At 53.8% G+C, this 20,041-nt stretch carries 20 protein-coding genes; 11 read left to right on the forward strand and 9 right to left on the reverse strand.

The genetic code is table 11. From position 1 onward, the window contains the following. Window positions 1-5: 5 nt before the first annotated feature. On the reverse strand, window positions 6-2,354 hold the full coding sequence (locus EUZ85_RS00810; RefSeq protein WP_127974057.1) for a molybdopterin oxidoreductase family protein: 2,349 nt from the start codon (window positions 2,352-2,354) through the stop codon (window positions 6-8). Window positions 2,355-2,789: 435 nt separating this feature from the next. Here EUZ85_RS00810 and EUZ85_RS00815 point away from each other — a divergent pair, with 435 nt between their 5' ends. The 4 genes from EUZ85_RS00815 (at window position 2,790) to EUZ85_RS00830 (ending at window position 5,999) form a co-directional block, all read left to right on the forward strand. After that, window positions 2,790-3,467 (forward strand): DUF1722 domain-containing protein, encoded by a 678-nt coding sequence (locus EUZ85_RS00815; protein ID WP_164887409.1) that lies wholly within the window; start codon window positions 2,790-2,792, stop codon window positions 3,465-3,467. Next, entirely contained in the window at window positions 3,467-4,267 is an 801-nt protein-coding gene (locus tag EUZ85_RS00820; protein ID WP_127974059.1) for an alpha/beta fold hydrolase, read from the forward strand. Before EUZ85_RS00815 ends, EUZ85_RS00820 begins: the two co-directional genes overlap by 1 nt. Continuing rightward, window positions 4,264-5,286: an asparaginase gene (ansA, locus tag EUZ85_RS00825; RefSeq protein ID WP_127974060.1), complete on the forward strand. Its 1,023-nt coding sequence runs from the start codon at window positions 4,264-4,266 to the stop codon at window positions 5,284-5,286. The genes EUZ85_RS00820 and ansA overlap by 4 nt, the downstream gene beginning before the upstream one ends. A gap of 167 nt (window positions 5,287-5,453) precedes the next feature. Continuing rightward, window positions 5,454-5,999 (forward strand): hypothetical protein, encoded by a 546-nt coding sequence (locus tag EUZ85_RS00830; protein WP_127974061.1) that lies wholly within the window; start codon window positions 5,454-5,456, stop codon window positions 5,997-5,999. Window positions 6,000-6,130: 131 nt separating this feature from the next. Here EUZ85_RS00830 and EUZ85_RS00835 read toward each other — a convergent pair whose 3' ends face one another. The 4 genes from EUZ85_RS00835 to EUZ85_RS00850 form a co-directional block, all read right to left on the reverse strand. Then, window positions 6,131-6,865, reverse strand: a complete 735-nt coding sequence (locus tag EUZ85_RS00835; protein ID WP_127974062.1) for a hypothetical protein — start codon at window positions 6,863-6,865, stop codon at window positions 6,131-6,133. Continuing rightward, window positions 6,859-8,019 carry a hypothetical protein gene (locus EUZ85_RS00840; RefSeq protein ID WP_127974063.1) on the reverse strand — a complete coding sequence of 387 codons (1,161 nt, stop codon included), beginning with the start codon at window positions 8,017-8,019 and terminating at the stop codon, window positions 6,859-6,861. Before EUZ85_RS00840 ends, EUZ85_RS00835 begins: the two co-directional genes overlap by 7 nt. 142 nt (window positions 8,020-8,161) lie before the next feature. Then, window positions 8,162-8,554: a very short patch repair endonuclease gene (locus EUZ85_RS00845; protein WP_127974064.1), complete on the reverse strand. Its 393-nt coding sequence runs from the start codon at window positions 8,552-8,554 to the stop codon at window positions 8,162-8,164. A 43-nt stretch (window positions 8,555-8,597) separates the two neighbouring features. Further along, window positions 8,598-9,812, reverse strand: a complete 1,215-nt coding sequence (locus tag EUZ85_RS00850; RefSeq protein ID WP_127974065.1) for a DNA cytosine methyltransferase — start codon at window positions 9,810-9,812, stop codon at window positions 8,598-8,600. Between the two features lie 293 nt (window positions 9,813-10,105). Here EUZ85_RS00850 and EUZ85_RS00855 point away from each other — a divergent pair, with 293 nt between their 5' ends. Together EUZ85_RS00855 and EUZ85_RS00860 are read left to right on the forward strand one after the other, a co-directional pair. After that, window positions 10,106-10,987: a DUF4922 domain-containing protein gene (locus EUZ85_RS00855; protein ID WP_127974066.1), complete on the forward strand. Its 882-nt coding sequence runs from the start codon at window positions 10,106-10,108 to the stop codon at window positions 10,985-10,987. Between the two features lie 23 nt (window positions 10,988-11,010). Then, a complete protein-coding gene (locus EUZ85_RS00860) occupies window positions 11,011-11,757 on the forward strand; it encodes a TerC family protein (RefSeq protein WP_127974067.1) in 747 nt (248 codons plus the stop codon). 11 nt (window positions 11,758-11,768) lie between these two features. Here EUZ85_RS00860 and EUZ85_RS00865 read toward each other — a convergent pair whose 3' ends face one another. After that, a complete protein-coding gene (locus EUZ85_RS00865) occupies window positions 11,769-12,101 on the reverse strand; it encodes a hypothetical protein (RefSeq protein ID WP_127974068.1) in 333 nt (110 codons plus the stop codon). A gap of 367 nt (window positions 12,102-12,468) precedes the next feature. Here EUZ85_RS00865 and EUZ85_RS00870 point away from each other — a divergent pair, with 367 nt between their 5' ends. The 4 genes from EUZ85_RS00870 (at window position 12,469) to EUZ85_RS00885 (ending at window position 16,780) form a co-directional block, all read left to right on the forward strand. Beyond that, on the forward strand, window positions 12,469-13,227 hold the full coding sequence (locus EUZ85_RS00870; protein ID WP_127974069.1) for a sulfite exporter TauE/SafE family protein: 759 nt from the start codon (window positions 12,469-12,471) through the stop codon (window positions 13,225-13,227). Between the two features lie 115 nt (window positions 13,228-13,342). Then, on the forward strand, window positions 13,343-14,782 hold the full coding sequence (locus EUZ85_RS00875; protein WP_127974070.1) for a HAMP domain-containing sensor histidine kinase: 1,440 nt from the start codon (window positions 13,343-13,345) through the stop codon (window positions 14,780-14,782). A gap of 15 nt (window positions 14,783-14,797) precedes the next feature. Then, window positions 14,798-15,415, forward strand: coding sequence for a hypothetical protein (locus EUZ85_RS00880; RefSeq protein ID WP_127974071.1), 618 nt, complete (start codon window positions 14,798-14,800; stop codon window positions 15,413-15,415). A gap of 24 nt (window positions 15,416-15,439) precedes the next feature. After that, window positions 15,440-16,780 (forward strand): sigma 54-interacting transcriptional regulator, encoded by a 1,341-nt coding sequence (locus tag EUZ85_RS00885; protein WP_127974072.1) that lies wholly within the window; start codon window positions 15,440-15,442, stop codon window positions 16,778-16,780. A 134-nt stretch (window positions 16,781-16,914) separates the two neighbouring features. On the opposite strand, the gene EUZ85_RS00890 is transcribed toward EUZ85_RS00885, so the two are convergent. The 3 genes from EUZ85_RS00890 to EUZ85_RS00900 form a co-directional block, all read right to left on the reverse strand. Next, entirely contained in the window at window positions 16,915-17,181 is a 267-nt protein-coding gene (locus EUZ85_RS00890) for a hypothetical protein (protein WP_011400347.1), read from the reverse strand. A 364-nt stretch (window positions 17,182-17,545) separates the two neighbouring features. Further along, window positions 17,546-18,655, reverse strand: a complete 1,110-nt coding sequence (locus EUZ85_RS00895; protein WP_241566919.1) for a PQQ-dependent sugar dehydrogenase — start codon at window positions 18,653-18,655, stop codon at window positions 17,546-17,548. Window positions 18,656-18,758: 103 nt separating this feature from the next. Then, window positions 18,759-19,304, reverse strand: coding sequence for a hypothetical protein (locus tag EUZ85_RS00900; protein WP_127974074.1), 546 nt, complete (start codon window positions 19,302-19,304; stop codon window positions 18,759-18,761). A gap of 149 nt (window positions 19,305-19,453) precedes the next feature. Between EUZ85_RS00900 and EUZ85_RS00905 the strand changes: the two genes are divergently transcribed. Further along, entirely contained in the window at window positions 19,454-20,041 is a 588-nt protein-coding gene (locus tag EUZ85_RS00905) for a GNAT family N-acetyltransferase (RefSeq protein WP_127974075.1), read from the forward strand.

Genomic DNA, 20,041 nt, shown 5'->3' on the forward strand with positions numbered 1-20,041 from the left:
TTGAGCTAAACCGCCACCGAGCCGCCCTGCTTCTGCGCGCCAGCGCTTCGGCTTTTGCCTTTGCGACCAGTTGCGGACTTCACTGTTACGGGAACGCCATTCAGCGCCGCATTGCCGGATAGCGGATCAATCCATAGTTCGTCAGTCAGGTCGTTTACACTGACGCCCCCATGAGCACTGGCTGTGCTCCAGTTAACGCCGCTGCGCTTATGTCCCCACCCATGGGGAATGCTGACCACGCCGGGCATAATATCTTCCGTCACCTCTACAGGAAGAACTACAACGCCCACCCGAGAGCGCACTTCCGCATCTTCGCCATCACGCACTCCGTAGCGACTGGCGTCGCGAGGATGCATCAGCAGCGTGCATCGATTTTTTCCCTTCACCAGACGATGACTATTGTGCAGCCAGGAATTGTTAGAGCGGACATGGCGACGCCCGATCAACAGCAACGCGTCGTCCCCGCTTTCATTCAGTAACGCTTTCACCCGGGACAAGTCACTGAGATATATCTTCGGAGCCAGGTTAATGCGTTTGTCCTTGGTGAACAGTCGCTGCGGCAAGCAAGGACGCAGCGGTCCCAGGTCCACACCATGCGGATGTTGTAGCAATGTCTTGATCGAGAGCCCTTTCGGCAGATCGCGATTTTCATCGCTCAAGGGGCCCTGTTTCCAGAGCTGTCGCAGCGGATGTCCGGGATGCAGCGCCTGCAAAGCTCTCTCCAGATAACCGGACCAGCGCACCGACGCCGGCAGGTCGCGGCCATAGGGACCCAGCTGCAGATAGATATCCGCCAGACCATCTGGTCCCAGGCGTTTAAGCAGCTTGTACTTGATTTCCGCTTCGATAGACGAACGCAAATCGCGACTGCTCAAACGCCGCGACAACTCCAGAAATATCTCCCAGTCGTGCAGCTCGTTGTCCTCTTTGGGAAACAGCGGCGGCGAGTATTTCACGGTGTTGCGCACCGCCAGCGTGGCGAACACGATATCGATATGGCTACGTTGCAAGGGGCCAGCGGGCGGGAGAATAATATCCGCATGACGGGAGGTTTCGGTGATGTACATATCAATACTCACCATAAACTCCAGGGACTCGAACGCTGCGTCCAGCCGTCCGCCATTGGGTGAAGACAACACTGGATTACCCGCCACCACCACCATGGCTTTAATCTGCTCAGGCCCCTCGGTCAGGATCTCTTCCGCCAGTGTCGCCGCCGGTAGTTCGCCGCCAAATTCAGGCAAACCGCGCACACTGCTGCGGTAGCGATCAAAATGCCCTTTATGTCCGGACATCGCGCCGATGGCGGGAAGGTCAATGGCGGGCTGGGTAAACATCAGGCCGCCGCGACGATCCAGGTGGCCAGTCAATATATTGATGCAGTAAATCAACCAGACGCATAAGCCGCCATAGCGTTGCACGCTGACGCCCATCCGCCCGTATAAAACCGCCTGACGGGTCTGCGCAAGCTCTCTGGCCAGCTTCCTAATGTCGTCCGCCGCAACGCCTGTCGCTTGCGCGACGCGTTCGGCGGGATAAGCTTCTCCCGCCAACCTGAGTAGCTCTACATCCTCAGTGATGTCGGCGAGATGGCCCAGATTGACCAGATCCTCATCAAACAGGACGTTGATAATAGCCAGCAACAGCAACACATCCGTCCCAGGTCTGATAAAGATATGTTCATCCGCCACTTTCGCTGTTTCCGCCTTACGCGGATCAATGGTGACGACTTTGCCTCCACGCTCGCGAATGGCCTTGAGTCTGCGCTCAACGCCGCCTGCGCTCATCAGGCTGCCATTGGACGCCAGAGGATTGCCGCCAATGCAGACGAAAAGGTCGCAACGATCTATGTCAGGAACTGGAAACAGCCCCTGATTTCCAAACATAGTGAGATTGGCCAGCATATGCGGAAGCTGGTCGAGGGACGTGGCGGAAAAACGCTTCCTGGTGGCTAATGCGCGCAGGAATGGCAGAATGAAAAGAGTATTGCCATGGTCATGCACGTTGGGGTTCCCCAAGTAGACCCCCAACGCATTGCGTCCATGCTCCTCACGCACTTGGATCAGACGCTGCGCGGTATAATCCAGGGCTTCGCTCCAGGAAATTTCCTCCCAACCATCAGCAGTGCGACGTAATGGTTGGCGCAAGCGGTCTGGATCATTCTGAAGATCCTGCAGCGCCACGGCTTTGGGGCAGATAAACCCCTCGCTGAAGGGGTCCTCGGCGTCGCCTTTGATGCTGACCACTTCGTCGCCATGGGTTTCGATGCGCAGGCCGCACATGGCTTCGCACAGCGTGCAATTTCTAAAATGGAGTCGCCGGGATTCTTGTTCGGCGCCAGTATTCACAGTCATGCGCAGACCTCGCTCTTCTTGGTATTGTTATATCCAGATCGGGTACCAAAGCTTTTTGGCTGACGCCAGCAGCGTCAAGCTGTTACTTTTTGTCTAACCTTTTTTTCATATTTACCGCTCAGGTCCCGATGCTTCAGAGTATGCGCCGCAACACGGCGTAAAAACCATCATAAAAGTCCGCCACGCAACAGACCAATGGCCGAATAAGACATTTTTTAGGCCGAACCGCGAGACCACAGCGCTTTCACATCGCAACAGCAATACTTTTTTCACATAGTGCGGAAATTAATGTCGTTCTTTGCTGCACATGCGTCTACATTTTGCCTTTGCAAAACGTTATTTTGGGCGTCTGGCGCTGTAAATGACGGACTCATAAGAAAAACGACTATTGAGAACGAGACAACCAACCGAACAAGAGGCCATCTGGCGAACCCTATGCCACAATTTCTTTTTGACATCGATCCAGGCTACCTCAGCCTACCTCAGCTGCAGCACCAGCTAAATATGCTGCAGGGAGCCATCAGGAAACCGGAAAAAATCCAGCAGGATCCCCATCTGAAGTCGTGGCGGGGACACGTGGACGCATTGATGACCATGTATAACCTGGTGGTCAGCGAGATTAATCTGCGGCAGAACAGCACCCTTCCCTATATTCACGCCTCAGGTGAATCCTTGATCTGGCCCGCTCGCCCCGGCATGCCAGTGGAGGAGCAATGGCCGCAAGCGGAAGCCGGCGCGCGTCTTCCCAGTCCTCGCAACGATCAGGCCCTGTGGGCGCAGCATAAATACTCGGTCATGGCGCGTAATCAAGGCATGTATCAGTCCCTTGGCCGCGCCGTCGCCGCCCGGGAAATCGCCTTGGGCGATCTGGCGGAAGAACTGGTCGCCGCCCTGCGCGTGCCGCCTCCTCTCGGAGGTTTACGCAACGCGGTCTGGCATATGTGGGGCTATATTTCCCAGTTTTCCCAGCTCAAGCCGGACAATACCCCTCTTCCAACCGTATTCCGGGAGATTCAGCTGCTGGCGGGCAAACATCAGTCCGCCTATCTGCTAAACTCCACGGCTTTGGGCGAACTCGCCTATTGGTGTTGGTTATTTGAAGGTAAACATTAATGCTGCAGTTGCATCATCGCGTTCAGGGAAACACTCAGGAACCTGCTGGAGACAAAACGCCCCTTGTTTTGATCCACGGCCTGTTCGGCTCTATGGAAAATCTGGGCGGCATCGCCCGATTGCTTGCCGATAACTTTGTCATTCACTCCCTGGACATGCGCAATCACGGCCGCTCGCCTCATGCGCAGATGATGGACTACTCCCTCATGGCGGCGGACGTCATCCGCTACATGGACAATGCAGGCATCGCCAAAGCCCACCTGCTGGGACACTCCATGGGCGGCAAGACCGCCATGCAGATTGCGCTGGAATACCCTCAGCGCGTTGAGAAACTGATCGTGGCGGACATTGCGCCAGTCGCCTATCCACCTCATCACAAAGAAATCCTCGCCGGACTCACGGCTCTGGACCCTGCGTCGTTATCCTCCCGACAGGAGGCCGACGAGCTGGTCAAACCCTACGTGCCGGAATTGCCGGTGCGTCAGTTTTTGCTGAAAAACCTGCAGAAAGGCGTAGACGGACGCTTTTCCTGGCGCATGAATTTACCGGCTATTCAGCAGAATTACATGAATATCATGGCGGGCCAGGATGCACAGCAGCCTTTCACCGGACCCGTCTTGTTTGTCAAGGGTGGAAACTCCGACTACATCCAGCCTAAGCATCGTGAGCATATAGCGCGTTTGTTTCCCGCAGCAGGCTTGCGGGTCATTCCGCATACGGGACACTGGCTGCACGCGGAGAAGCCGGAACTCTTCGCTCGCGTGGCTGAACGCTTCCTGATGAACGAGGATTCCGAATGAGCAAACGCATATTCATCATCTACACCGGCGGCACCATTGGCATGGTGCGCTCCCCGCAAGGCTATGTGGCCGTCAGCGGCCTGCAAAAGCTGATCGATGAAAAGATTCCTCCGCGCCTGTCCATGGACATGCCGGATTACGACCTCTTCGAATATCCAGACCCCATTGACAGCAGCAACATCAGACCGCCGGAATGGGCCCGCATCGCCAAAGACATCAGCGACCGCTATGACGATTACGACGGCTTCGTCGTTTTACACGGCACCGATACTATGGCTTACACCGCCTCGGCGTTGTCCTTCCTGTTACGGGATCTGACCAAACCCGTCATCGTCACCGGCTCTCAAATTCCCCTCAGCGAACTGCGCAACGACGCCCAGACCAATCTGGTGACCGCAATTGAACTCGCCAGCTCCTACAGTATTCCTGAGGTTTGCCTGTACTTTAACGGAGTCTTGTTGCGAGGTAACCGGAGCAGCAAATTGCTCGCCACGGGTTTTGAAGCATTCGCCAGCCCTAATTATCCCCATCTCGCCGATGTCGGCATCTATATTGAGCTGAATCAACACGCGCTACTGCCTGTTCCCGATAAGATCCGTTTCGAGCTGCCGGATTATAACTTCGCCCAGGTACGCGTATTGTCGTTGTATCCAGGGATTGAAGCGGAAGTCATCGAGGCGATGACGCAGACGCCCTGCCGCGCGCTGATATTACGCACCTACGGCGTCGGCAACGGACCCAGTCTCGATAAGCCCTTCCTGCAAGCGCTGGAGCAAGCCCATAAACGCGGCGTGGTCCTAACGAGCCTGACCCAGTGCACTTCCGGCAGTGTCAATCTGGGTAGTTACGCCGCCGGCTCGGAGCTGGCGAAGACCGGCCTGTTGGGAGGCGGAGATATGACCGTGGAAGCGGCCTTCGCCAAACTGCATCATTTGTGCGCCCTGGGCCTAAGCAGTGACGAAATGCGGACGGCAATGAGCAAGCCTCGCGCCGGAGAAATTACGACAAAGAAATCTTAATAAAATCAGATAGATAAAGAATAGCTTGCGTAAAGTCCGGTTTTGACACATGCTTGCACACTCAACAGCGGGTACGTAGATCCACGTATCAAACGTTGGACCTAAGGGCCCGAGCAAAATAAGAAGAAGTACATCAAGCCTCACCATTAACTCAACGCGAGGTTGACATGGCTCAAAACCAACCAAAAGCTAGCTTGCCTGCGATTATTGATGTGGAAGCCTCTGGCTCCGGCCGGGGCAGCTACCCCATTGAAGTAGGTTTTATTCGCGCGGATGGATTTTCTTATTGCAGTTTGATCAAACCACAACCTACCTGGACGGATTGGGATGAAAGCGCCCAACAGGCTCACGGCGTCAGCCGACAGACCTTGGCCGCCCGGGGTAAAGATGTACGGGACGTGGCCCGGGATCTTAACGCCCAATTAGCTGGGCAAACCATCTATAGCGACGCCTGGGGACAGGATTTCGCCTGGTTGTCTCTGCTGTTCGCAGAAGCTGGCGTACCGATGGAATTTAAAGTAGAGCCGCTCAGCATGCTGATGTCGGAAACGCAGAAATCAGTTTGGGGCGCGACCCGCGCCAGAGTCGAACAAATGCTGGGACTGCCTCGTCACCGCGCCAGCGGCGACGCGCGTATTCTGCAGATGACTTATCACTGGTCCAGCGGCTCAGAGCAATGCCGATCTCAACACGCCGCTTTAGGCGCAGCCTGAGGTTAACGATCTCCATAAGCCGGCGTAGACCCGGTATCACGACATAAAATCAGAAACGTAAGTGCAGCGGATAGCCTGAATGACCTGAACTCTCAGGTCATTCAGGATTTAACTGGCGGCAACGAAAAAACTCACTCCTTACGCAACTCCACCATCGACATGATTTTTTTGGCGTCGGCTAGCATGCGTGCCAGCCGTATAGTTTTTTTTCCAAGCTCGGGTCTAGCTCTGAAACCAACAGTAATATAGTAGTTAGGGCTTATTGGATATCCCCAATAAAAACTGGCGTGAGACCCTGTTGTTCCTTCTCCAACTAATGAATAAGTCAGCCAATCTATGTCATTTATTCGCTCGACTCGATATTCATCAGGAAGTTTTACTAAATATTGAGAAGGAGTGTCTCCATTGGTAAAAATATCATCTTTAAACTCCTGGCGACTTTCCCAGTTAACTCCTTTATCTCCTTCGTAGTAGTCCCAGTAATCCTTCTTCAAATAGTCCGCCAAGCTTTGTAAATCATCTTGCTTAACTTGAGATTCGAAATTCGTTCGATTCACATCAATATACATGCTGAGCTTCCCAAGAAGACCAAAGTAGCCCTGAAAAAAGGGGCCTCTATACGCCCACCATTCAAAGCCCACTCTCACACATTGCCGATTGTAATCTTCTTGAAGATAGGAATTAAACAAATCCAGTTGCAAATTCACACAAGAGAGAAATGGCTCCTTCCTGCGATTTAAATCAATAGCACTCCCTGGCAGTTTGTAACCTATCCTGTATTTTCCAACCCCACAGTCATTTTCCGTGAGTTTAGAAAAATCTGGCCCGCCGCCGGAAAAAAATGATGCAAGCCTTTTACTTAACATTGCCCTAACCTGCTCTGCTCCTGAATGACCATTTTCGCCTTCTTCTCATATCCATTCATTTGGAGGAGCCTAATGCTGCACTCCAAACTAAGAAAAGGAAGTGTATGCGGACTGGTTTCCATTGGATTATTGCTGCTTATTATCATTCTCGCGAACTTATAACAGCGGCGAAGAGAAGACCATGACCAGTTGTTACCACCAGCTAAATTAGGAACAAAATCAAAAGGGCTATCCCGATCAATATCGACAATCTCCAGTCCGGCCATTACAAATGCGTCTTTCGCTCTTTGCTTTTTGTTCCCGCCAGCGTGTATCGCAACTTTTTGTCCTTCTAACGTAACTCCCATACCATTCACTAGCTCCACCGCGCGAGTAAATATTATTCCACCCTGGCTATGGCAAACCCACTTCACCTTACGCCCTTTCCTTTGACAGTCCACGAGAATAGAGGCGAGTTGTCTGGCTATTTTAGATGCTCCAACTTTGTCCTGAATACATTCGAATACATCCTGAACAAAACCAACTGTCGGGTTATGGAATAATGTGTACCGATTCAAGTTATCTCCCCAATACGCCGTATCTACATGTACTCCCATTAACCAGCGCGCTTTCTCGAGGTCATTCTGCATTCCATTTACCGCAGCATGATCTGTATTTACCTCCACCACAACTTTGGGCCTTCCCCAGGCTCCCTCCAGCTTCTCAATGTCAGAAGTGGAAGACGTCTCACTGTATCGAACACTCGTCTTTCTATTGATTTCATATAAAGCCGCACGCTCCTTAGAAGCCACGGGCATTGATCCCAGCACACTCTTATTCAACCCAATCGCATTAACCACTATCTTCTCTGAGTTCACGGAGTAGACCAGATTAAGGATCCCCGCCGCTGCGATGGCGTCGGTCTTTGAGCGCATGGCCATGGGCCGGGTTTTCAGGCCGCCGCTGGAGAGTCCATAACCGCCTTCGGCGACGATTTTGGATAGGGCGCGATAGACTTCATTTTTCTGATAGTCGTTCAAATTGAGTAGAAACTGGTTTGCTTCACGAGTGATGAACACCTGCTTGCCATGACGCTTTCTGCGCAGGCTCCAGCCAGTCTGAGGATATTCCAACGGGATAAGTTGATGAGAGGGAGGCAGAGTCCGTTCCTGCATGATACTGTCCTTGTAATAACCAGAAAGGCAATAATTCTAGTTAGTGGACAGTAAATAACCATCGTCTAAGCGCCCGAGGTCTTTGGGCTGATGGGGTATACCCTAGGGAAGTTGTAAATTAGAGAGTTATATACAAATGCCGCTAATCTTCTTTCAGAAACGCCTGTAAAGTGGCTTGCAACGCTTCCTCATCCTTCAATTCACACTCCCACAATACAAGGCAACGCCATCCCAGATTATGTAGCGCTTCATAGCCGCGTCGATCGCGCTCGATGTTGCGACCGATTTTCTTGACCCAGTACTCCGCATTGGTCTTTGGCATGCGGGCGCCGCGCTTACAGGGGTGCCCGTGCCAGAAGCAGCCATGGATGAAGATCACTTTTTTGCGGGATCGAAAGACAATATCCGGCTTACAGGGCAGATCACCCGCATGCAGCCGGTAGCGGTAACCCAGGGAGTGGAGCAGTTTGCGCACTTTCAGCTCGGGAGTAGTGTCTTTCGACTTCACCGCCGCCATGATTTCGCTTCGCTTCATATCGCTCGCCACCCCGCTCCCTCAGCTGAATCCGGGTCCTGCGTCAGGCAGTACTGGAGGCGAACAAGTCCGCCTGAATACTCTCCTTACGGCTCTCCCGCAACGCCAACGTGTGATATATCGGTTCCAGGCAATGACGGGCGATCCACTCAATAGCCGGCACGCATACCGCATCGCCAAAACCGAACAACGCCTGATTGACGCCCACGCTGATGGGAAAGTCCGACGCGCCTTGCAGTCGCGCATATTCGACTGGAGACATCCAACGCATCTTCAATTTTCCCTTGCCCGCGACAAACACCATTTGCCGACTGCTGCCCCCTCTCGGCGTACGCAAACAACCTGCAATACCATCCGTGCGGATTTCCGTTCTTGATTCGCCATTACGCACCCGGCGATACATGCCTCCGACACTGAATTCATCCTGACGTTTCAGCTCACTCAGCACATTCTGGTGCCCTGCGCTCATCTCATTCCAGTGTTTCTTGACCTGCTCCGGCTCCCACCATTCGCCCGCGTCAACATCGATTACATCCCTCAGATTCGTCTTGACCGGCGGCAGGTCTTTAACGTCCTGGCAGAACAGACCGGTGGGTAAGTTCATGCCCAATAAAGCCGCTCTGACACTCTTGGGACGTATCCCATCCTGAGCGTCGATACGGCGACGCCATTCCGAATCGGCGACGCCGACCACATCGTCAGGTTTCAGGCTGTGGCCATCCGGCAGCGCTTCCTGCAGACAGCCAAGAATGAATATCCGTGGACGGCTTTGCGGTACGAAATGCTTGGCGTCCACAGAGAAGGCGTCGATCCAGTAGCCCAGATCCGCCAATTCCTGACAGGCCGCCTGAAAATCCCGCCCTTTGTTGGCGGTCAGGAACCCCATGACATTCTCGATCAGCACCATCTTGGGCTGACGGCCTTTTTCCTTCAGCCCCCTTAACGCCGCAGCAAAACCATAAAACGTGCCGGATTCGTCTCCGGACAAACCACTGCGCTTGCCTGCCAATGACAGGTCTACGCAGGGGAAAGAGGCCGTCGCCAACAAGGGAGTCTGCTCGATCCGCTCCACAACCTCGTCGGTCTCCCAGACATCGCCGATGTGATAGTAGCGGGCGTCGCCAAAGCGATCGCGATACATATGGTATTTCTTGGGATCGATATCGTTGGCGTACTCGCATCGCCAACCAGTTCCCACTAATCCGGCGTGCATCAAACCAATGCCTGCGAAAAATTCTATAAACGTCTTATCGCTCATTATTCTGGACTGCTTTGAGGGAAAACCCGGAAAGATTAGGGGAAACACGCCTGATAGCCAAGGCCTATCGCTCTGGACAAGTCAGTTTGTTGGATGACCATCTTGTTAATCAGCGCCTTAGCAGTTGCTATTTGCTATGGGCTGCCTTTCAATAATTGCAGTATCCCCGAACACCACTGCGCGGCGACAATCCGCTGAAGACAGTGCCTGACATACGCGAGCCGCTTCATTACAGACGATTAGAAGGGCTCTCGTTGTCCGCCAGATTAATAGCAACGGAGTCATCGCCGACCATGTCGAGCAAGATCACGCTAACGCCCGGAGCACTGCCCGAACGGCTGCGGAAGGTTTCAGAAAGCGCCCATGCCAGCGGCGCACTGGTTTCCCTTCCCACGCGAGAGGAAATCTATCCAAATGAAGGCGTCCCTTTCGTTCTGCGGCTGCTGACAAACCTAGAACGTAAAAACGCCAACGCCACCCTGCAGGACGGCGGTTCCGCACCCAAAACCGCCGTCAATCCGTTTCTGCCTTACGACGAAGCACTATACGTAGGACACATTAACGATGGTTACGTCTGTCTCCTCAACAAGTTCAACGTATTGCCTAATCACTTTTTGATGGTGACCACCCAATTCGAAGAACAAAGCGAAGCGCTCAGCCTGTCTGACATGCAAGCGCTGCATTGGTCGTTGCAGGAGGTGGATGGTCTGGTGTTCTTCAACGGCGGCAAACTGGCGGGGGCAAGCCAAAGACACAAACACTTGCAGACGATTCCGTTGCCGCTGTCCTCCTCCTTAGAAGATAACAAAACGCCGTTGGATGCTTTTCTGGCGTCGTCGCCCAAGGCTGAAGTCTCGCTGCCATTTCGCCACAGGTTCATGCGCTTCTCTGATGCGCTTCCTGAGCCGACCGCATTGCACGCAACTTACCGCCAATGGCTGCGGGAACTGGGCCTGGCCGCCACGCCCGATATACCGCCCGCGCCTTATAATCTACTGGCCACCCGCCGCTGGATGATGCTGGTTCCTCGCCGTAACGAGCGCTTTCAGGGAATATCCATAAACGCTCTCGGATTTGTCGGCGCTTTGTTGTGCGGAAAGGAAGAACAACTCGTCATAATAAAAGAGGCGGGTCCCATGAACGCGCTGCGGGAGGCCGCTTTTCCTCCTGACTAACCTTATCGACAAGGAGCAGACTGGTGTTTGAATGGATGTTGGACCCGCAAGCCTGGATCGCCCTGGCGACGCTTACAGCACTGGAAATTGTGCTGGGCGTCGATAACATCGTGTTTATTTCCATATTGGTAGGGCGATTGCCGGCGCACCAGCGAGACAAAGCCCGCATTGCTGGGCTGGGTCTGGCGATGATCACCCGTCTGCTTTTGCTGCTGTCCCTCACCTGGATCATGACGCTGACCGCTCCGCTTTTCACCTTGCTGGGTCAGGAAATATCCGGCCGCGACCTCATCCTTATCGGCGGCGGGCTATTTCTGCTGACAAAGAGCACCCATGAGATTCACCATGATCTGGAGAGCGACGCCGATGAACCGGACAAGCCAGCCAAGTCAGCCGGTTTTGTCGCCACCCTAGCGCAAATAGCCATTCTCGATATGGTGTTCAGCCTGGATTCCGTGATCACCGCCGTCGGTATGGTGGATCACATCCCTGTGATGGTCGCAGCGATTATTTTATCTGTGTTGATCATGATGGTGGCGGCCAAGCCAGTGGGAGAGTTTGTCGACACACACCCCACCCTCAAGATGCTGGCGTTAAGCTTTCTGATACTGGTTGGCGTCGCCTTGCTTGGCGAAGGGCTGGATTTCCATATTCCCAGGGGTTATGTCTATTTCGCCATGGCGTTCTCAGTGACGGTGGAAATGTTAAATCTGAAACGCAGGAAAAATCTGCGGCGTCGTCAGGCTATCGCCACTGACAACGCCGATTAAGCCATAAAGGGTCAGGCGACCACCTGCCCCCGATACATCCGCACCGGGCGCTCATTTCCATCTTCTTTGGATTTGCGCTCCACCAGAATTTCCTGACCCCGGTACAGACGCCGGCTCAATTCGCCCGGAGCCCGTTCGAGGTCGCGACGGCTGAGCGGCATATCAGCGATCTGCGCCAGTTTAAAGGCCAGATCTTTGGTTTCTCCGCTGGTTGATCGCTGCGCCCAGACGATCACATGCTCCAATGCTTCTGGATCATTCAGATGCAAAAGACCGATGTCCTCGTCACGAAACCTGCGTCTGAGTAGTTGAAGTAAGTCGATCGCTTCCTTTGTATAGACCATGCTTCCTCCTGATAGCGTTGGTACTTCCTACATCTTTCGACGGCAATATTAAGCAAGCGACAAGCCAATCCTGGCCCGAGGATGCTGAGGACACGCCTCATCTCGCTCGACAGACCCAACAAGACAGACTGTCGCCTTATTGCCGGAAAGCATTATAAGTACTAACACTTATAATGTGCACCCCGATTGCGCATTTACTTAGACCCTTCGCCAGATTTTGCGCTATTCTGCGGCATTCTTGCGGGCTCCCCGCAAAGGTCGTCACCGGCCCAGTCGCAGCTCTTCATCACACACGAAGGGTGGCTCCACGCACTTGTTTCAGACCTGGCCGGTCATCCCCCTCTTCCTTACGCAGGTTGTTGAGGTTATGGCTTTCATTGACTGGTCGCTGATATTTGTGATTCTCGCTGGCGCCGCCGCCATTCAAACCTGGGTGGGTTTCGGGTTTGGCCTGGTGTTTCTTGGCGGGTGCACCTTATTAGGCTTGTCTGACCTTAAAACACTCACGCTGGCGATCAGTTTACTCAGTCTGACCAATACCAGCACCGCCCTGAAGGGTATGACTCATCATGTGCAATGGCGCGCGTTATTCTGGTGCCTGAGCGCCGCTGTCCCCGGTATCGCCGCCGGCGTCTGGCTGCTGGAGCATGCGCAGGCCTATAGCGCCTATATTCAATTGACGCTCGGTATTGCGCTAGCGGTCAGCAGCCTGTTTATCGCCTTCAAGCCCCATGCGTCGCCTCAGCCCAGTCATAACGCAACCTTCGCCGCCACTGGCGCACTGGCTGGCGTGATGGGCGGGCTTTTCTCCACTTTCGGCCCGCCAGCGGCTTTCCTGATGTTTCGCCAGCCTCTGTCCCTGGATGCTATCCGCAGCACGCTACAGGCGATGTTCTTTACCTCTTCCATTCTTCGGGTCACCCTGGCTCTGACGCTACAAAGTATTTCGCCGGAGTCCTGGTGGCTGTGGTTGGCGGGATTGCCGGTTGTATGGCTGAGCACGCTGGCGGCGAAACGTTATCACCTGCCTCTGGCGGATGCGCAGTTGCGCCGCATGGTGTTTATCGGGCTCCTGCTTATCGGCGTCAGCATTACCCTGTCCAGCCTGAAAACGATTGCGCTCTGATTCTAAACGCAAGATTAAACCGCGGTAGCAACGCTAGACAGTACAGCGGCTTAACGGTAGGCTGCCGATTGCACGTCTACATCTGTCGGCCCCGCCGCGCATTTTCCGGAAAATCATGTTCAAGCGTCTTCAACCCCAAGCAGTCTGGCAATTGGTGCTTATTTCCCTGATGACAGTGGTCGCGCCATTGGGGCTGTTGCTGTACCACACTACCGTCTCGTTACAGACATTGGCGCTGGATAGTCGCGCAGTGACCGAAGATTCCGTCGCCATGGCGCAGAATGGCCGCAACGCCAAAGCCTCTTTGATCGATATGGAGAGGGTCGCGCGTCAGTACATGGTCATTGGTGATAAAGCGCTGGTGGACCTGTTCAAGTCCGCCTCGGAACAATTCCTGGCGCCGCTGACTGAAATAGCGCAATTGCTGGGCACTCCCGAAGCCCAGGCCTTGCTGGCGGAAGTCAAAGAGCAGCAACGGGATCTGCAAACCAAACTGGAGAAAGAGAAGCCCAACAGCCCGGCTTTGACCAAGGAAATGGCGGAGTTCTCTTCTTTGCAACGCTCCGCCGACCGCTTGATCCTGCAGGCCCGCACCTTTTCCGAGGATAAGCTGCATGAGCTGGGTCGAGCCGCCGCCCAGGCGCGAGAAAACGTGATTCAATCCTCGCTGGTGCTGGCGCCGGTGACTCTCGCCCTGATTGTCTTGTTCACCTATCTCATCGTGCGGCCCGTCAGACAACTCAAAACAGCAATTCGCACACTCAGCATCGGACGCCAAAAGCCCATCGAGTTATTTGGTCCACAAGAGCTGGTGCAACTGGCTGAAGAACTGAATTCATTGCAGGAACGCTTATCTCAAGTCGAAGATCAGAAGCAGCAGTTCCTGCGACATGTATCTCATGAATTAAAGACTCCTCTGGCGAGTATTCGTGAAGGGGTGGCCTTGTTACAGGAAGAGGTGGTGGGACAGATATCCCACGGTCAGCGTGAAGTGCTCCATCTCGTGAATGAAAACGGCCGCGCGTTGCAGCAGTTAATTGAGAACCTGTTAAGTTTCAATCGCTTGAATTTTTCCGGTCAAGCGCAAAAAATGACCTTTGATATGTCCGCCCTGGTCGAAGAGCTTCTGCACCTGCATTGGCTGTCGCTGACGCACAAGCGCCAGATTATCTGCGTCGGCGGTCCGCAACTTACGCTGACCGCAGAGCGTCCGCGGTTGCACTCCGCCCTGGACAACCTGATTTCCAACGCTATCGCCTACGGCGCCAGCGAGGGTCGCATCTGGCTGGAGTGGAATATAGAAGACGATCACTTTATATTGCGCGTCACCAACACGGGCGCGCCGATCCCGGAAGCAGAACGCAGCCGCATTTTCGAACCTTTTTACCAGGGTTCGGTCAAACGCAGCGGCGCAGTGAAAGGGTCGGGTATCGGTTTGTCTGTGGCGCGTGACTGCATACAGACTCAGGGAGGCGAGCTCAAGCTGCTGACCACGACTGGACAGTTGGTCAGTTTCGCCATTTATCTGCCGCGGACAGTCGTCAGCGCAATATAGGAACATTCACTACTTATGAAACGCTACTTCTACCTCTTACCATTGAGCTTATCGCTGTCGGCCTGTGTCCAGTGGCCGATGGACTGGGAGCGTGGGGGCAAAGTTGATAATCGCCCCGCCAGCCAACCCGGAATCCAGCAGTTAGAGATTGTCGATGCGCCGGTTCAAGAGACGGATGCGGCAGTGGCGGAGTCACAGGAAGCAAGCCCCGAGTATAACTGGCTGGATTACTACCTCACCGGAGAGCATTTAAGCCAGGAAGAGCGTTCAGCCAGACTGTTGGCCCTGGAAAGCCTGCTGGTGATTCCTCAGGACAGTATTCCCGTCTGGAAAGTACACCTGCAACGCGCCACCTTACTCGCCGCCTTGCCTGGCGGTCCCGATAATTGGCGTAAAGCCATGCTGCTTATCGACACCATGCCGGAGTCGGAAGACGCTGTTCCCAACGATTATGTGCGTTGGCTGAGGTCCGAGTTGAAGTTCCGTCTCGAAGGCGTTTCATCCACCAGCCAGTTAAGAAGGGAAAACGCACGTCTCGAACGTCAGGTCGATCAATTGCGCAAGAAGATTGAGGCGCTGACCAACATCGAGCAGAATCTCACGGAGAAGAAAGAGACGCAGGACCAGTATTAAATCAGACAAGAATCAGTCGAGCCTATGAAAAATCCCGCCAAACCGAGAATCCTGTTAGTTGACGACGATAGCAGCCTGCTGCGTTTACTATCGATCCGACTGGAGTCTGCGGGCTATGACGTGTATGCGGTTGAATCCGCCACGGAAGCGCTGAAGCAACTGCAGCAAAACAAATTCAATCTGCTGATCACTGATCTGCGCATGGACGAGATCGATGGCATCGGCCTGTTCGAACGCGTGCAGACGATCAACGCCAGTCTGCCGGTGATTATCATCACTGCGCACGGCACTATCCCCGAGGCGGTAGCCGCCACGCAAAAAGGGGTGTTCGGCTTCCTGCCCAAGCCAATTGAAAAGGAACAGCTGCTCAACACCATTGAAGCGGCGCTGTCCCAGACTCAGCATCACATGTCCGAATCCTGGTGCGAAGAAATCATCAGCACCAGCAGTCGCATGCAGCAGTTGCTTGACCAGGCCAAAATGGCGGCGCAAACCAACGTCAACATTCTTATTACCGGTCCCAGCGGCACCGGAAAAGAGTTGCTGGCCAGAGCGGTTCACAAGGCCAGCCCCCGCGCCAACAAACCCTTTGTCACCATCAACTGCGGCGCCCTGCCGGAACAGTTGCTGGAATCAGAGTTATTCGGCCACACCAAAGGGGCGTTTACCGGCGCCGTCAAAGACTATCCCGGACTGTTCCGGTCCGCCTCCGGCGGCACACTGTTTCTGGATGAGATAGGCGACATGCCGCTGTCTCTTCAGGTGAAGCTGTTGCGCGCCATTCAGGAAAAACAGATTCGTTCTCTGGGCTCCGTGGAAAACGAAGCGGTGGATGTGCGAATCTTGTCGGCGACGCACCGCGATCTGGAAAAGGCCATGGAGGAGAACGAGTTCCGCGAGGACTTGTACTACCGCCTGAATGTGGTCAACTTCGCGCTCCCTCCTCTGGAAGAGCGCGCGGAAGACATTCCCGCCCTGGTGAAACATATCCTGTCAACGCGCAAAGATCAGCGTAATGGATTTGTGAAAGGCATAGCCCCGGAAGCCATGGCGTTACTATGCGAAGCCAAATGGCCCGGCAATATCCGCCAGCTGGTGAATGTTGTAGAGCAGACGATTGCGCTGACCACCAACCCCATTATCAGCGCAGCGCTGGTTAAACAGGCGTTGGCTAATCGTGCGCCGGAGCTGCCCTCTTTCAACGAAGCGCGGGCGACCTTTGAGCGGGGCTATCTCACCAAAGTGCTGTCAATTACGGAAGGAAGCGTTAGTCAGGCGGCCAGACTGGCCCAGAGGAACAGAACGGATTTCTACAAACTATTGGCTAAGTATGAAATAGATCCGGCCGCCTTCAAGAACAGCTAATTCCGCCGAACTGGAACGCTGCGAAGGGGCCGGCAACTCATCTAGAGTTCAAAACGACATCAACAGGGCTAGGAAGACAGTTCTTTAGGTAGTAAAGAACGTGTCACCGGCGCATAAAGCGCCGGGTGGGTCAATTACTGACCAGCTGCAGTAGCTTCGCCAGTGTACAGGACGAACTCGTCCTTGCTTACAGCGCCGTCTTGGTCAGCGTCTGCTTTAGCGAAGCTTTGCGCCAGACCAGCGTCTGCTGCAGCTTCTTCTTGGGAGATTGAACCATTTTTGTCAGCATCTAATGCGACAAACTCGGCTTCAGATTCCATCATGTCTGTAGTCTGGGTATCTTCAGCCAGAACAGGGCCAGCCAGAACAGATGCTAATGCAAAGGCAACAATCTTCTTCATGGTAAACTTTCCTCTTTCACTTTATGTGGTATATCGCGCGCTCTCTCCGGAGTGCGCTTTTCATTGGCGGTGAATTGAAGCCTTCGGCCTGTTTGCCGCGATCTTTCGCGTCCAGCGATCCGGCGTCGGCCACTTCAGCTTCCCCTCGAAGAGATAAATAACAATATCGGCGCCAACTCAGAAAAGTTATTTATTATCAAAAGGATACAAACAAAGGATGACCTAAGGCCGGATTTTGGGTGCGCAAGACAAGGGATTTCTGTCTCTGATCGGCGACAGGGTGATTCACAGGTAAAAATAAATATATAAATATCAAATAGTTACATGTCTGCTATCAGCGACAAAGCCTGCTTGCAGAAGCGGTCTAATCGGCGGGTGATAGCCTTAGCAACTCCGCGTTGCTCCCGTCAGTCAACACATAGACGGCGCCATCCGGCCCGACTCTGACGTCCCGGATACGCGACTTACGCTCCTGCAAAGAGCGTTCTTCCTTTTGCGCCCGCGTCTCCTTCATTTCCACCCGGGCCAGCAGTTGAAACTTGAGCGCGCCGACCAATAGATCCCCACGCCAATCAGGAAACAGATCTCCCCGGTAAACCGCCATGCCCGACGGCGCTATAGACGGGTCCCAATACCAGACAGGTTTTTCCACGCCAGACGCTTCCGTCTGCGCAGAAATGGTTCCTCCCCAGTATTCCTTCCCATAGGTGACCAAAGGCCAACCGTAATTTTTTCCAGCTTGTATCAGATTGACTTCATCTCCACCTTTGGGGCCATGTTCATGCAGCCATAAACGCTGACTGACCGAGTCGTATGTCAGACCCTGGGGATTACGATGGCCATAAGAGAATATTTCCGGCAATGCGTCAGCACGATTCAAAAAAGGATTCCCCAGAGCCGCCGCCCCGTCCTCCGTCAAACGCAGGACTTTGCCAGCATGGGATTGCAGGTTCTGCGCATTACGACGATCTCCCCGGTCGCCGATGGTCATGTATAAAAAGCCCTGGTCATCAAACGCCAACCGCGATCCAAAATGTCTGCCCTCGCCGCTCACTGCGCGAGCGCTGAGCAGGACTTTTGTTCCCGTCAGCTTATCGCCCTGCAGCCGCCCTCGCGCCAGCGCAGTGGTATATCCGTCCGACTTTTTCTGCGTGAACGTCAGGTAGACCCATTGGTTCGTATCAAAGTCAGGGTGCAGCATGACGTCCAGCAAACCGCCCTGCCCATGAACCACGGACTCAGGCGTTCCCTTCACTACGGTGAAGTTTTGCTGCTTGAGGTTTATGTGTAACAAATCGCCGGTTTTCTGGGTGACAAGCAGGCCGCCATCGGGAAGGAACGCCATGCTCCATGGCTGATCCAGATACTGCAACACTGTCTCGACCTTGAACTTATCTGCGCCATCAGCGCTTTGCGACGTCAATAACGCGATGAACATCAGTCCGCGAATGACGCTGGAAGCCAATCCTTTCATTCCACCCTCAATGTCTAAACCGGGCTCAATGATACGAAGGCGGGAAAACCTGCTTCCCGCCTGTGTAGGATGGCGGCGCTGTACTCACCGCCGGTGATGGGCGTCAAACGATATGAACTTTGCCGTCTTCCGACGTAAAAGGATTGATAATCGTTGAATCTTCGCCTTGCTCGACAGCGTCAGGATGCTGCTGAGCCAATAACGTTTTTACGACAGCCTCGTCTTCTTTCGGCACGTCAATCATCAACAGATGCATGCCTTTATCAATGGCGTCATGGAAACGACGAATTTTATAATTTTCCATGTTGACGCCCGCCATGCCGCCAATCCAGGTGCCAGCCAGCACGCAAAACACCAACAGCGCAATCCATACGGCAGGCGGGGCCAAGTCCCCCAACTCACTGAATATCATTGCGGTAATGACAAAACTTCCGCCCAACAGACCGCCGCATAGCAAGCCTCTCTCCATGGAATGAATCAGATCAAGCTTGTGCAGCACGTTCGCGGAATGCAGACGTCTACGGGTCAAACCCGCCTCGTCCTTGCTGAGGATATGAAAATGCCAGTCAGTAACGCCATGCTCATGCAGACTTTCAGACACTCTTTCTGCGCTTTGCAACGTGGGCGTCAGATAATAAAGCCTTTTCATCGAAGACCTCCTTCGCTGAAAAAATTTACACTCAGTATTAGTGTACGCCGTTTAACCAGCCTAGGATTAGATTAACTGGCAATATACTTGCGGCGCTTGCAACCAATTGGAATAACAGCAGGCGTTCAACCACCATAAGAGGCATAGCTATGTCAAAAATTACCCGTGTCGCCGGAGCCGCCATTCATCCCTGGCTGGACGAACTCGCCAAACTGCGCATCAGGATATTCCGGGAGTTTCCTTATCTTTACGATGGAGATATGGAGTACGAGAGGAGCTATCTGGCCAACTACGCCGACTCCGCCAACAGCCTGTTTGTGCTGGCGCAGGAAGGAAACAGGGTAATCGGCGTATCCACCGGATTGCCCCTAAGCGATGCGGATGAAGAGTTCCAGCAACCCTTCCGGGATCGCCATATTTCTGCCGGTAATGTGTTTTATTTTGGAGAATCCGTGCTGGAGCCGGAGTTTCGCGGACAGGGATTGGGGCACTGCTTTTTCGATGAGCGGGAGTCTTTCGCCAAGGAGCTGGGCTATACCGTCACTGCGTTTTGCACCGTGGATCGTCCTCTCGACCACCCTATGCGTCCACCGGGCTATCGCCCGATGGATTTATTCTGGGTGAAACGGGGCTACATCAAGTATCCCAATATGGTCACCCAGTATTCCTGGAAAGATATTGGAGACAGCGCAGCCAGCTCTAAACCGATGATTTTCTGGCTGCGACCGGGAGCCTGA

Source organism: Hahella sp. KA22 (assembly GCF_004135205.1).
Lineage (GTDB): Bacteria > Pseudomonadota > Gammaproteobacteria > Pseudomonadales > Oleiphilaceae > Hahella.